The following is a 14,611-nucleotide window of genomic DNA, read 5'->3' as shown; positions in this document are numbered from 1 at the left end:
TTATATAAAACTCTTAAATTCTTTATTAGATACTATTACATGATCAACCACTTGAATATCCAAAATTTTTCCTGCATAAACAAGTTTTTTTGTAATTTCTATATCATCTTGTGACGGTTCAAGATCTCCAGATGGGTGATTATGAGCAAGAATTATTGATGAAGCATTGTTTTTAATTGCACTCTCAAAAACTTCCCGTGGATGGACAAGACTCGCATTTATTGTACCTATCGAAACAATCTCTCGTTTGATTTCTTGACTTCTGCTATTAAGATAAAAAACAACAAAATGTTCTTTTTTACTATTACGAATATCTACCATTGCTTCCCAGACATCTTTTGGTGTAAGTAAAATATTTGTTTTCTTTCCTTGTAATTTTCTACGTCCAAGCTCAAAACATGCCACGATTTCACATGCTTTTGCTAAACCTAAACCATGAATTTTCTGCAAATCAACAATAGTTACATCAAGAATTTTCTCATCTTTAAAATCACGTAATATCTTTTGAGCTAATTTAATTACATCCATTTTTTTCGTACCAGTGCGTAATAAAATTGCCAAAAGCTCTTCATCTTTTAGTTTTTCAGGGCCGTATTTTTTCATTTTCTCCCTAGGACGCTCAATTTTTAATTTATTTTTAATTCTCATACCATATTCTAAACATTTCTTATTATTTCAACAATATATTATTATGGTAGCAAAAAACTACAAAAATACAAAATATCTTAGAAAACAAAAAAACTCCAACCTGACTCTTCAAGGAGTTTATTTATTTTTATTCTTGATTTTGCCTATTTTGAATTTATCATAATAATTATTTCATTAAATCTCCAATCTCAACCCCCAACTCTTCAACAATTTTCGCAATTATTTCAAATGTTGGATTTTGTTTCCCTGATTCTAAATTTACTTTTAATTTTTCCATATTATTTTTTAGAAGACTTGGTTTTTTGTTCAACCTCTTTTTGTATGTTTTTGATATTTTTCAAATACGCCTCCTCAACTGGTGATAATGTTTTAGCTTGAAATTGTCTGTATTCTTTTTGAGCTTTTTTTACTGCTTGTTTATGGCTTATTTTTCCTGCATCTTTCAAAACACCCTTTCCATAATTTTCAGCAAATTTATCCAACTCTGCCACCCAGTCTGCCATATACATTTTTTTCTGTTCTTTTGCTTTTATTTCTGCCAAATCAAAGAAAGCCGAAACCATACGGTTTAATATAAACAACTCGTCTTCGGTAAGATAGTTTTTGGCAACCCCAACTTCTGACAATATTGGTAATATACCTGCAAATGTTTTCAAACCCATAAAATCTTTTTCGGCATCCGCGCGTGTAAAAATAGTTTCAGCTGCAGTATTTTTGTTTGTGGCATAATGAAGTTTGTTTTGTACTATTTTGAAAAACTTGATTGATTCAGAGCTATTTGGGTCATAATCAACACTAGTCGCATACAAATCCAACACTTGGCGGTACAGCACCTTTTCACTGCTTCGGATATCACGAATACGATCTAGTAATTCTTTCCAAAAGCTTCCTCCACCCATACCTTTGAGTCGTTCGTCGTCCATGGTAAAACCTTTTACGAGATACTCACTAAGACGTTCTGTTGTCCATTTTCGAAAGTGAGTTGCGATTTGCGACTTTACCCGATAACCAAGAGATATTATGAGGTCTAGATTATAATATTCTATATGACGAGAAACATCTCTATCTCCTTCTTTTTGAACTGTTAAGTATTCCTTAACAGTTGGTTCTTTACTTAATTCACCTTCTTCAAAGATATTTTTAATATGTAAGCTAATATTTGCTTTTGATGTTCCAAAAAGTTCAGCCAATTGAATTTGTGAAAGCCATACAGTTTTTCCTTCGATACGAACATTAATTGTTGGATTACCGCCGTCAGCCGTATATATAATTATTTTATTGTTTGGTTTGTCTTTTATCATATTTATTTTATTAAATCTACAATCTCAACTCCCAAATTTTTGTACAACATTATTTTTCATAAGATTGCATTTTATCAATACTATATATTATATAATGTATTCTGATTTATTGCTATAATGCAACCCACTATACAAGACCTCTCCGAGGTTAAGAACTAAGACTACTACGTAGTTAAGTAAAAACTTAAAACAAAAAAAACTCCAAATGGAGTTTTTTTGTTTTTGTACTTACTTAATCTGCTTATTCTGCCTAATTTGCTTTCCTCTGTGACTGGGGGGAGAGTCGAACTCCCGACCTCAGGGTTATGAATCCTGCGCTCTTACCAACTGAGCTACCCAGCCATTAGATTTATTTTTAAATAGATCTATATGTAGCCTATAGGGGAATCGAACCCCTCTTACCGGGATGAGAACCCGGCGTCCTAACCACTAGACGAATAGGCCAAATTGTATAAATTATATCTAACAATAGTCCCATTATATAAGAAAACCAATAAAATGTCAATATTATTATCTCGATGGAGGCACTCCATAATATTCTAAAATAAATTTTGCTATTTTACCAAAAGTTGGTGCTGCCGTCATAGAAGAATATGAACGCTGTGGTTTTTCAAATTTTATAAATAACACAAACTGTGGATCGTCTATTGGAGCATACCCAACAAAAGAATGGTTTGTCTCATCTGTATAACCACCTATGCCTGAAATTTGAGCTGTACCTGTTTTGCCAGCCACATAAAATCCAGATACTTTTGCTCCGCCAGCCTGACCATTATCCACCACATTTACAAGCATTCCAGAAATTAAAGATGAAGAGCTACCAGAGATAACCCTTCTAATTTCTTTAGTTTTTGTTTTTTCTATTTTGCCATTTGAATAATCAATTTCTTCAACCACATAAGGTCTTAAAAAAAGACCGCCATTTGCCAAAGAACCAAAAGCACTTGTCATTTGAAGTGGTGTAGCTGTTATACCCTGCCCAAAAGACGCTGTGGCAGTATAACAACCTACCTTATTCGATTTATTTCTACTTAGTGATTCTAAAGTACCACCAACTTCTGTATCTAATTTAAGACCATTTTTTGCACCAAAACCAAAATTTTCTATATATGTTCGTAGGTTTTCTTTTCCCAATCTTTCTACCACAAAAACCATACCCGTATTTATAGAATTTTCCAAAACTCCAATCATATTTTGATCCTCGTAAATTCTCCCTTCTGCATTTTTTATTGGTGTATCACAAACACCCTCTTTTACACCAGTATCATAAAAATATGTTTGTGGCGTTAAAACACTTTCGTTTATTGCTGCCGCCATCACAATTGGTTTAAAAATAGAGCCTGGCTCGTATGGAGTAAAAATTGCAGAATTATTGAAGACACTTACGGACTTTACACTTCCATAATTATTTGGATTAAAATCTGGCAAACTACACATTGCTCTAATTGCTCCTGTGTTTGGATCCATTACTATTGCTGTTGCAGACTGTGCTTCGTACTCTTCCATAGCTTCTTGCAGTATCTTGCAGGTTTGAAACTGGATTGTTCTGTCTATTGTGAGTGTAATGTTCGCACCATCTCGAGCTGGCTCAAATTTTACATCTCCAAAAGCTATCCTATTTCCAACGGCACTTTTCAAACCCTCATAAAAACCACCGCTTCCAGACAATTCCTTATCCCAATACCCTTCCACGCCATACCTCCCAACACTATTTCCACCACTATCTTTACCCAAAAAACCAATAATATGTGCACCGAGATTTTCTTCTGGATAAAATCTGTGTGAGCTTCGAATAAAAGCAATTCCTGGTAGTTCTAAAGCATCTATTATTTCTTTTGTTTTCTCATCTACCTTTTTCTCTATTGGTTCGTATGGGTCATCTTTTTTACTTAGTTGTAGTCTTATTTCATCTTTTTTTTCATCTTCATATTCAAAAATATCAGAAAGTTTTTCTATTATATTTTCAATATCATCCTGATTTTCAATAAGTCTTGTGTCTGCAAACAAAAGAAAAAAGTCACGATTTAAAGCTAGTGGATATTTTTCACTTGTTCTTGTGTCTTGTATAAAAACAATCCCTCTTTTTGGAAATAATTGTGCAAATACTTCGTGAGAGCCTGCGGCCATAGCTTTGTAAAACTGACCTTGCCAAACCATCAAAATAAATAATTTTGTTATAATCAAAAAAGCAACAACAATAATCATTGAAGCTGCGATATGAACACGAGGATCACTACGATCCCCCTTTTTTTTATTTAAACTATTTTTGGAATAATACAAATTCACACTTATTACACCTTACGAGATCTACCAACCCTCCTTTCAGCGATATCTTTTGTTATTAATTTTTCTTTTAAAAGTTTCTTTACAGAATTGCGCATACTTATCATCTTGTGTCGTCCACCTGTTTGAATAGAACTATAAAGTTGTGAGATATTATTTTCTCTAATTAAATTAGAAACTGCTGGTGTATTTACTAAAATTTCTCTTGCTGCTACACGCTTACCACTCTTCCCTGGAATTAGCTGTTGAGAAATCACACCTCTCAAAACAGAGCTAAACTGAATCAAAATCTGCTTTTGTTTTGCACCCTCAAACACATCTACAATACGCTCTACAGCCTCAGCGGCACTTGGGGTATGTAGTGTGGAAAAAACAAGATGTCCTGTTTCTGCAGCTGTCAAAACTGTTGCAATGGTCTCTGGATCTCTCATCTCCCCAACTACTATAATATTTGGATCTTGTCTTAAAACATGTTTCAAAGCAGACGCAAAAGAAGGCGTATCTGCTCCAACCTCTCTTTGTTCTATTATACTTTTATCATCTTTAAAAACAAATTCTATAGGATCTTCAATTGTAATAATATGTGCTTTTCTTGTTTTGTTTATTTGTTCTATCATTGCAGAAATTGTAGTAGATTTTCCAGAACCAGTAGGTCCTGTCACCAACACCAAACCATCTAGCAATTTTGTTGCTTCTTTTAAATAAGGCTCAAACCTTAACTCTTTTATACTTGGAATAGAATTTGGAATATATCTAGCGCTCAAACCCAAACCGCTCAAACTTTTGTGCAAGTTTATACGAAATCTACCGTTTTTAATAGAATAGCTAAAATCCAAATCATAAGTTCTTTTGAACTTTTTTATTTGAGATGGTGATAAAATAGAAAAGATAGCTTTTTTCAAAACTTTTGGATGAAGTTTTTTCTCACTTAAATGAATCAATTTACCCTCCAAACGCATACTTGGTTTTTTGCCAGCAATAAGATGAAGGTCTGATGCATTTTTTTTGAGAACCGTTTGAAAATATGAACTCAAGCTCTTCATAACAAACTATTTTTTAGATGTTTTACAGCAATTCTTTTTACATTTTGCGTGTTTTGCTTTTAATGTTTTTACAATTGAATTCGACATTGTTTTTGCCCAAGGATTTTTCTTTGTATATGCTTTTACTTTTTTTTCTGCGATTTTTGCGTACTTACTATCTGTAATTTTTCCTGCAAGTCCACTATCTTTTATCTCTTTTTTAACTTGCACAAAAATCTCTTCGGATGTTTCTTTTATATTCTTTTTTATCTTATTACCTTTTTTAGTTGTGTTTAACAGCGACATTCCAGCACCAAACAAAGCACCCAAAAATAAACCTTTTTTAAATCTACCCATATTTTTATTGTAAAAAATTATATATAGATTATACCACAATTTGACTTTTCACCCCAATGTTTTAGATTAGTTTTTTGTATATTTTTAACAACTTACAAACTGAGATTTCCCAAGAATATTCTTTTTTAATTATTTCTTGAAGTTTTATTTTTAAATTTTTATGCTCATATCTTTCTAAAACACTTTCTATTTTAATAATTAAATCTTCTGAATTATTTATTTCTGCCACTTCCCCACCTTTTCGGGCTATTTTTCTAACTCCTGGTAAATTTGTGGCAACCACAGGAACACTACTTGCCATAGCTTCTAGCAAAACAATACCAAAAGCCTCAGCACTACTTACTGAAGGTAACACAAACAAATCAGCCAAATTGTAATATTTTGGTAACAATTCTTCAGATACATTTCCTACAAATTTTACTTTTTCGTTTAAACCTAATTTATTTGTTAATTTTATAAACCCCTCTCTTAAATCACCTTCTCCTACTAAAATACACTGCCAATTATTCGTTTGAAGTTTTTTGAGTGCTTCTAGCAAAACTGGAACCCCTTTGAAATGATGACCTTTGTCCATTCCACCAACAAACAAAATAGTTTTTTTGTTTTTATCCAAATTATATTTTTCAAAAAGTTTTTCGTCTTTTTCTCTTATTTTAAACCTTTCGATATCCACACCAAAAGGGACTTCATGCCATTTTTCTTTTGTTTTTTTGTGTATATTTTTTGCTTGACTATTTTCAACAAAATCAAAAGTAGATGCAATTAAAGCATCTGCGGAATTTAAAATTTTTGGCATTAAAATTTTTGAGTAAAGTTTGAAAATTAAACCTTTCCACCCACTTGCTGTGGCGTCCATATGATAAGTAATCACGAGTGGAATTTTTGGATTTTCTTTTTTCCATTTTGCGACCAAACTAGCTGTACCAAAAAATGGATAATGTAAATGTACAATATCAAAATTAGTTAACCCATCTAAAAACTTTTTTATTCTTGCAGCTTTTCCAAAAGAAAATATCGGTTTTTCATAATTTACATTTGGAAGTTTAATTTCATTTTCAGTGTAAAATGGTGTAAAAACCTCCACTTCATTCCCCAACTTTCTTAGATATTTTGAAGCCTCAAAAACAGAATTACCCATTCCACCACGATAAGGGGGATAAGTACAAATAATTTGAGCAATCTTCATAAAATTATTTTGAACTATGTTTACTATTAATTGCATTTTTGCGAACAATCTTTGTAATATCCCTGCCAACAGACTCAATTTTTATATGCAAACGAAAAATAATATAAAAAAGTATTACAAAAGCAAAATAAAAAACTAAATCAACACCCCTTCCTATTCCAAATTTTGAGGCTAAAATACTGGTGCTTTCAGGCCAAACTACTGCCACCACAGCGAGCAACCAAAAAGATGTCCAAAAAAACACTCCTTTTGGTCCTAAAAGTCCTTTTTCCTTCTTTTTCCACACAGCAAAAACAGCAAACATAGAAAAAAGTACAAATAAAATTTGAAATAAAATTATCATATTACGAAAGTATTAAGTATGGATTATACGTCATATTGAGCGGGGTGAAACGGAGTTGAAAATCAAAGCTCACGTCATATTGAGCGGAACGCAGTGGAGTCGAAATATCTCGATTTAATTTCATTAGAACTATGAATATTTTGTGTTTTAATGATCTTAAATCGAGATCCTTCGGCTTCGCTCAGGATGACGTGATGGAAAAGATATAAGAATTAAGTTTAGAACTTTCTAATTTGCCATTTTTAGCCTGACTGTGGATCCACTTCCTATTTTATGACTAAAGACTCATAAATTCCTAATTAAGCAAGGAATGACAAAATAATTATCATATTATTTATTTAAAAATTTACCAAAAAACAAATCTTCTACTATTTTAAATCCTGAAAAAAAGTTTTGTCCATATTCTCTATAAATTACATTTACAGGATATTCCACAAAGGTTAATTTGTGTTTTTTTACCAAAGCTGGAATTTGTGTTGCGTGTGCCATTCTATCTTGTGTTATTACAATTTTATCCAATGCGTTTCTATTTAATATTCTAAAACCATTATGAGCATCCGACAATTTTACACTTCCAAAAAAAATACTAACGACTCTTGCCAACGGTAAAACCACATACTTTTTTGCAAATGGAATTTTAGATTTTTTCTCTAAAAATCTAGAGCCAAACAAAATATCTGCATTATATTTTTTTATTTTTTCTAGTGCTGTCAAAATGTCCCCTGCCGCAAACTGTGCATCACCATCAAAATGAACTACAAATTCTGCCCCAATCTTTTTTGCAAAATCATGACCTGTCTGAAGTGCTGCACCCTGTCCACGATTTATAAAATGACTCAATACAGTTGCTCCTGCCTTTTGCGCTGTTTCTGTTGTATTATCTTTAGATCCATCGTCTACTACAACAACCTTATCCACAACTCCAAAAAGGTCCTGAACTACGGAACCTATATTTTTTTCTTCATTGTAAGCTGGTACTATCGCTATTATCATATCAACAAATTAAAGAAAACTCACAACCTATAGAGATAATCTAGCCTTATTTGCTATTGTGTAGTCGACTGTTTTCTGTAAACCATCCTCAACGCGAACAAGTGGAATCCAGCCCAATTTTTCACGAGCCAAAGACAGGTCTGGAACCCCAGGTCTACTTATAAATTTCATAGCATCTTCAAATACAACTTTTGAAGTTGACTCTGTAAGATCAATTATTTTATTTGCAACATCTGCAAGCCTATACATTGCGTCTGATCCTAAATTTACAACACTCAAATCTTGTGGGCTTTTCATAAGCCTAACAAGCCCATCTACAACATCTGAAACATAACAAAGAGTCTGTGCCTTCTCCTCTCCACCGTAAATTTCCAAATCTCTTCCTTCCAACGCATCCAAAATAAAATCTGAAATAAATAGCCCACTTCGCAACCTTATTCTAGGTCCGTATGTTCTAAATATTCTAGCTATCTTACCATCTAAACCGTGTACTTGTCTATAAGTTTCCACACAAGTCTCTGCAAAACGCTTTCCCTCGTCATAACAAGCTCTTGGGGAAAGATGATCTACAATTCCCTCCTCATCTTCTTTGAACACAATCCTCTCGTCTGTGGCAGGACCGTAAACTACAGAGCTAGAAGCAAAAACATATTTTGCTTTGTGTTTTACAGCCAAATCTAGAGTAGAAATCATTGCCCTAGAATTTGCCCACAAAGTTTGAAGTTTCAATTTTTCAAAATCTTTTACATTTGTAGGGCAAGCCAAATGATAAATCTCTTGAATTCCTTGAAATTTAACTTTAAACTTATCCAGTTCGTCGAACTGTTCCAAATCGATTGGATTGTTTACATCATAACGAATAAATTCAAAATCTGGGTATTGAAGCAAATGATCTATGTTTTGTATTGAGGAATTTGATAAATCATCAACACAAATAACTTTAGCTTCTCTAAGGAGTCGTTCACACAAATGTGAACCAATAAAACCCGCGCCGCCCGTCACTAAAACATTCTTTTTTTCAAAAATTGGGTTTTCTTTATTATTCATAAAAATAAAATTACTTTAAAGTATTTATTTAATAGCAAATAGATGAGCATTTGACACATTTTTTCCGTTAAATGGAACCCACTTACCTATCTTTTTTGACCTATAATTCCAAACAGAAATCTTTTTTTCTCCTGATAATAAATTTAATACAATATCATCTTTCCCATCATTGTCATAATCTATAATTGTGGAAGAAAAACCACCAGTATAAGATGGCGAATTTGCATAAAATGTTCTACTCCAATCCCCGTTTTGTTCATAAATTGACACAAATGGCTCTTGGTTTTTGCGAGACGAAACAACAAATTCTTCTTTTTTATCTCCATCTAGATCTCCAACATTAAAATTTGGCAAAACCTTGAAGAAAGATAGTGGAATCTCCTTTTTTTCTGCTAAATTGGTATCAAAATGCTTCAATGAAAATTTTCCGTCAGCATTTTTATAAACAAGCACAATTTCTGTTTTTTCAACCCCGTTTACCAAATCTAGTGAAACTCCAGTGTGTTTTATTTTTACCTCTTTAGAGTCTAGATATTCTCCAGTTTTACTATAAATAATAAAAGTTGTAAATGAGCTGTATTTTGGAAATAATATTATTTCATACTCTGCACTACCCAAAACATTTCCGACTTTTATACCCAAATCACTACTAAACAATGGCACATTGAATGAGCTTTCAACCTTAAAATCACTATTTAAAATACTTATTTTTACCTTACCATTTTCTCTTTTTATAGTTGCAAATTTTGTCTGTCCATTATCAACAAATGAAGTAATTGAATTTATACCTGCAATTGTTTTTTTTGTAAACAGACTAATCTCTTCTTTTTTTAAATCGTTGTACTCAATTAAACCCGTTTTCAAGTCTACTGCAACCACAGTATTTCCTTTTGGAACTTCTGGTAAACTTTCCATTGCAAATTTTACAGCCTTATCTATTTGCAAAAGACCAGCTCCAAACAAATGAGCATAAGACTCTGGATCTTTTGGAGGTGTTCTGTGAACAGTAGAAAGTACAGCATCAAAAAGTTTATCCACACCCCAGCTTGGTTGAATAGATTTTACAAGCGCAAGAGCTCCACTCACAAAAGGAGTTGCAAAAGAAGTTCCACTCCACCCTCCACCGTACTGTTCTGTAAGACCATAACGAGGAGCATAACGCATTGTACTGGCTATATTTGTACCAGGAGCTGTGATGTCTATACAGTTTGATCCAAAGTTAGAGAAAAAAGCTTTTCTATGGTCTTCATTCATAGCACTCACTCCCAAAACCATTCTTTTCCCTGTTTTTTCATCTGTACAAACAGGATAAAGAGGTGATACATTTAATGATCTTGAGTTATTTCCTGCTGCAGCGACAACGGCAACATTGTTTTCATAAGCATATTTTATAGCGTCATTTATTTTTTCGTCGAAAAGACCAGTCACCATACTTATGTTTATCACATCTGCATTGTTATCTACTGCATATCTAATTGCATTTACCAAGGCACTAGCAGAGCCATCTCCATTACTTTCAACTACCTTCAAATTCATTAGACTTACATTCCAATTTACACCCACACCATCTGTTAGATTATTTCCAACAGATCCAATAATTCCAGCAACTAACGTACCGTGATGTATAAAATCTTCTACAGCTGGAATATCAAAAGCACTTGGTCTTGGGTCGTTATTACCAAAAGATTCTTCTGCCGAAATACCACCACTCCCATCTAAATCTTTATAAGAAAAATTCCAACCCCAAATATCGTCTATATATCCGTTTTTATCGTCATCTATGTTGTTTCCAGCTATTTCACCTGAATTTTTCCAAACATTATCATAAAGATCTGGGTGAAAAGTATCAAAACCGTTATCAATTATCGCAACTACAACATCTTTTGATCCTGTTTCACTAGCCCAAGCTTTATAGAGTCCCAAATCATTATAACTCCACTGTTTCACATTTGGATCATTTGAAACTTGTGCAAACAAAACATTTGGCAACAAAATAATGACTAAAGTAGTAAAAAATAAACAGAATAAACCTTGTCTTTTTTCCATAAACATGCTATAAATTCAATATAAACTAATAGTAACTTTACTTATATAATATACCATTTTACCATTGAGAGCAAACAAACATCATGCGTTTTATTTATAGATTCAAACAAATAATTTTACTTTCTGGAGATATTCTAAGTCTTTTGGTCGGATTTTGGTTAAGTTTTTTAATACGAAACTTTCACTTACCCACATTAGAAAAAATAGAATCACACTTACCCCTATTTAGTGTTATTTTTATAATTTGGATTTTGAACAATTATATAAACGGTCTATACGATCTTATTAAAATATCAAAAAAAGAAACCTTTTATCGTCGTTTTGTGGAGACTGCCATACTGTCACTAGTTGTTGGAGTGTTCTTTTTCTACCTAATAAATAATTCAAAAATAGCTCCAAAAACACTACTACTTTTAAATGTGTTTACTGGATATAGTTTAAGTTTTTTATGGAGACTTTTATTTAGAAAATTTTCTGGAATAAGAAAACTACAAACAAATGTTCTTTTAGTTGGTTATACTAAAGACGCAAAAGAATTAATAGATATTTTCGAAAAAAATCCAGAAAGAGGCTATAAAATTGTAGGATTAATAGAGCCAAACAAGATCATAAAATCATCTGAATTTTCTTTTGATGTTTATTACAATTTAAATACAATAAGACCGGCAATTACAAATCATAATGCACATTTAGTAGTAATATCTCCAAATTTAAAAGACGATCATCATGCAATGCGCGAATTTTATGAATTGCTTTTTTGGAAAGTACAAATCAATGATTTATCATCTTTTTATGAAGTTGCGACGGGTAGAATTCCTCCATTTACTTTTTCTGAAGGTTGGTTTTTGCAACACCTCCGACATCATGAAAACACAGTGTATGAAAAATTTAAAACTGTTTTAGACTTTTTTGGAGCTGTACTTATTTTTATTATATTTGCTCTAGCACTTCCTTTTATTGCAATAGGTATTAAAGCAACATCAAAAGGGCCTGTTTTTTTCAAACAAAAACGAATTGGTCGCTTCGGAAAACACTTTATGATCTACAAATTTAGATCTATGTTTGCTCTGTCAAAAGATGGAAGTGCCGAAATAGATGGTGCTACTTTTGCAAAAAAGGGTGATAAACGAATCACAAGTTTTGGTAAATTCCTAAGAAAAACCAGATTGGACGAATTGCCACAAGCAATAAACATGCTAAAAGGAGAAATTGGACTAGTGGGACCACGTCCAGAAAGACCTGAAATAACAAAAAAACTAGAAGAACAAATGCCATATTATTCACTGCGACATGTCGTAAAACCCGGATTAACTGGCTGGGCTGTAATAAACCAAAACTATACCGACACAATGGAAAGCTCATTACAAAAACTTCAATACGATTTGTTTTATATAAAAAACCGATCTATATTTTTGGACGTGTCTATTTTATTAAAAACTGTGAATTTGGTGATTAGATTTATGGGGCAATAAGAAAACAGTAGACTAAATAAGGAAAGACACAGAACATAATACAAAACAAAAAACCTAACATTGACATTTTTAATTTGATTGGGATCCAAAATTTGTAAATTTGTTTCCACACGTCATCCTGAGCGAAGCAAAGCGGAGTCGAATGGATCTCGATTCAAAATAACTTTTCTTACTGTCATCCTCAACTCGATTAGGTATCCAGGGTTTGTAAAATAGAACTAAGAATTAAATACTAAGACTGCTTTGTAATTAAGAGGAATGACAAAAAAACTTACATATAAAAAAACACCGAGACTTGCCTCGGTGTTTTTTTTATAATTTATTCTTAAAGCCCCATTTCTTTTTTTAACCCAGCAATACCCTCTTCAAATTTTACAGCTGGTTCCCAATTTAGAAGTTCTTTTGCTTTTTCAATATTAGCTTGGGCACGACACATTTCTCCAATACGAGGCTCAAGATACTCTTTCTCACCTCCAATATGTTCTGCAATTTTATTTACACTAGTCTGTTCTCCAAATCCTATATTTATAGACTCTCCGTTTACAACTTCTGATTCCCATGCTTTTACATTTGCATCTGCAACATCATTTACATGGACATAATCTCTTGTATTTTCTCCTGTTCCAATTACTGTCATTTTTTTACCTTCTGCAATTTGCTTTAAAAATACAGGTATAACCATTGGATATCCCCCATCTGCCAATTTTCTAGGACCGTAGACATTGAAATATCTTAAGCAAACTGTCGGCAAATCAAACAGTTCTGAGTATAGTTTCATGTATTGCTCACCTATCAATTTATGAAGTCCATAGGGGCTTTTTGGATTTTTATGATAATTCTCAGTAATTGGCATAACCGCACAATCTCCATAAACAGCACAAGAAGAAGAGAAAACTACTTTTTTTACACCCGCTAACCTAGAAGCTTCAAGTATATTCAAAGTTCCACTTACATTTATATCGTTAGTTTCAATTGGTTTTTCGATAGAAATTGGAAGTCTTGGCTCGGCTGCCAAATGAAAAACAACCCCAACACCTTCAAATAAATTTTTAATTTCCTCAAAATTTCTTATATCCACTTGGTGGAATTCAGCTTTTGAATTAACAAATTCTTTTTTACCCAAGCTTAAATTATCTATTACTAAAACCTCGTTTCCGAGTTCAATTAATTTATCTGTGATATGAGACCCTATAAAACCCGCTCCACCTGTTACAATACATTTTGACATATGTTTAATCTTTAAATATTTTTTTTAAAAAATCATCTGGGAATTGACTATCAAGCATCTTTGCATTTGGCACTACACAATGTCCACCTATTTTACCTTCTGGTGGATTTAATATATATCGTTGATAATTAACTTTTCCCAAATCTCTATATAGTTTATTATAATCCAAATCGAAATCTTTTACATATTCAAAATCCATTTCTATTTCATCTGCTACTTTTTTACAATATCTAGCATACTCAATATTCACACCATAAAGAGAAGTGGATCTTAATTTTAAAAATTCTGTATGTTCTGGTTTTTTGACTTGCTTAAACTTGATCCCAGCTTTTTCCAAAAGACCGATAAAATCAGTAGATTCACCACCAACCCATCTTATAGCCCTACGAATACTATCTGCAAGTGTGGGGTGCATTCCCTCAACCGGAGAATGTACAGCACCCAGCTGACTTGAAGTACCAATTGCAACTGTTGAGAAGATTATAGTACTTTTTGGCTTGTGTTTTAGTTGGTAATTTTTTACAATCTCCACAAAATTTTCTGTATATGGAATTGCCACAAACATCATATCAAACTTCCCTTCTACTTTTTTATCAATATCACAAATTTCTATTTGTGCATAATTAGAAAAAACCTCGTACAATGAACTTCCTATTTCACCATATCCAATCAAAACAATCTTCAT

14 protein-coding genes and 2 tRNA genes are annotated in these 14,611 nt (G+C 32.6%); 1 reads left to right on the top strand and 15 read right to left on the bottom strand.

Translation table 11 applies throughout. The features are described from left to right. The 13 genes from radC to L3J07_00685 all read right to left on the bottom strand — a co-directional run bounded on the left by radC (position 1) and on the right by L3J07_00685 (position 11,226). Positions 1–648 carry a DNA repair protein RadC gene (radC, locus tag L3J07_00745; GenBank protein MCF6276353.1) on the bottom strand — a complete coding sequence of 216 codons (648 nt, stop codon included), beginning with the start codon at positions 646–648 and terminating at the stop codon, positions 1–3. Between the two features lie 166 nt (positions 649–814). Further along, positions 815–925, bottom strand: a complete 111-nt coding sequence (locus tag L3J07_00740; protein ID MCF6276352.1) for a helix-turn-helix domain-containing protein — start codon at positions 923–925, stop codon at positions 815–817. Between the two features lies 1 nt (position 926). Beyond that, entirely contained in the window at positions 927–1,949 is a 1,023-nt protein-coding gene (locus L3J07_00735; GenBank protein ID MCF6276351.1) for a virulence RhuM family protein, read from the bottom strand. A gap of 268 nt (positions 1,950–2,217) precedes the next feature. Next, positions 2,218–2,291, bottom strand: a tRNA-Met gene (locus L3J07_00730). 30 nt (positions 2,292–2,321) lie between these two features. Beyond that, positions 2,322–2,393: transfer RNA gene (locus L3J07_00725), tRNA-Glu, on the bottom strand. Positions 2,394–2,459: 66 nt separating this feature from the next. Beyond that, positions 2,460–4,235, bottom strand: a complete 1,776-nt coding sequence (locus tag L3J07_00720; protein ID MCF6276350.1) for a penicillin-binding protein 2 — start codon at positions 4,233–4,235, stop codon at positions 2,460–2,462. Between the two features lie 5 nt (positions 4,236–4,240). Further along, a complete protein-coding gene (locus tag L3J07_00715; protein MCF6276349.1) occupies positions 4,241–5,275 on the bottom strand; it encodes a PilT/PilU family type 4a pilus ATPase in 1,035 nt (344 codons plus the stop codon). Positions 5,276–5,281: 6 nt separating this feature from the next. After that, positions 5,282–5,611, bottom strand: a complete 330-nt coding sequence (locus L3J07_00710; protein MCF6276348.1) for a hypothetical protein — start codon at positions 5,609–5,611, stop codon at positions 5,282–5,284. A gap of 61 nt (positions 5,612–5,672) precedes the next feature. Then, positions 5,673–6,797: a glycosyltransferase family 4 protein gene (locus L3J07_00705; GenBank protein MCF6276347.1), complete on the bottom strand. Its 1,125-nt coding sequence runs from the start codon at positions 6,795–6,797 to the stop codon at positions 5,673–5,675. A gap of 4 nt (positions 6,798–6,801) precedes the next feature. Beyond that, on the bottom strand, positions 6,802–7,140 hold the full coding sequence (locus L3J07_00700) for a DUF2304 domain-containing protein (GenBank protein MCF6276346.1): 339 nt from the start codon (positions 7,138–7,140) through the stop codon (positions 6,802–6,804). 330 nt (positions 7,141–7,470) lie between these two features. After that, positions 7,471–8,133 carry a glycosyltransferase family 2 protein gene (locus L3J07_00695; GenBank protein MCF6276345.1) on the bottom strand — a complete coding sequence of 221 codons (663 nt, stop codon included), beginning with the start codon at positions 8,131–8,133 and terminating at the stop codon, positions 7,471–7,473. Positions 8,134–8,160: 27 nt separating this feature from the next. After that, on the bottom strand, positions 8,161–9,180 hold the full coding sequence (locus L3J07_00690; GenBank protein MCF6276344.1) for an NAD-dependent epimerase/dehydratase family protein: 1,020 nt from the start codon (positions 9,178–9,180) through the stop codon (positions 8,161–8,163). 24 nt (positions 9,181–9,204) lie between these two features. Then, complete coding sequence (locus L3J07_00685; protein MCF6276343.1) at positions 9,205–11,226, bottom strand: S8 family serine peptidase; 2,022 nt, start codon at positions 11,224–11,226, stop codon at positions 9,205–9,207. Between the two features lie 83 nt (positions 11,227–11,309). Here L3J07_00685 and L3J07_00680 point away from each other — a divergent pair, with 83 nt between their 5' ends. Further along, positions 11,310–12,698, top strand: coding sequence for a sugar transferase (locus L3J07_00680; GenBank protein ID MCF6276342.1), 1,389 nt, complete (start codon positions 11,310–11,312; stop codon positions 12,696–12,698). Between the two features lie 325 nt (positions 12,699–13,023). Here the strand turns inward: L3J07_00680 and L3J07_00675 are convergent, their stop codons facing one another. Then, on the bottom strand, positions 13,024–13,926 hold the full coding sequence (locus tag L3J07_00675) for an NAD-dependent epimerase/dehydratase family protein (GenBank protein MCF6276341.1): 903 nt from the start codon (positions 13,924–13,926) through the stop codon (positions 13,024–13,026). A gap of 4 nt (positions 13,927–13,930) precedes the next feature. Further along, the gene (locus tag L3J07_00670) at positions 13,931–14,611 is read right to left on the bottom strand and encodes a hypothetical protein (GenBank protein MCF6276340.1); all 681 of its coding nucleotides are present in this window, start codon (positions 14,609–14,611) and stop codon (positions 13,931–13,933) included.

Source organism: Candidatus Magasanikbacteria bacterium (assembly GCA_021648085.1).
In the GTDB taxonomy this organism is placed as follows: domain Bacteria; phylum Patescibacteriota; class Patescibacteriia; order Magasanikbacterales; family UBA922; genus JAKITS01.
The sequence above is the reverse complement of the archived record's forward strand: the minus strand, read 5'-3'. Positions and strand labels throughout refer to the sequence as shown.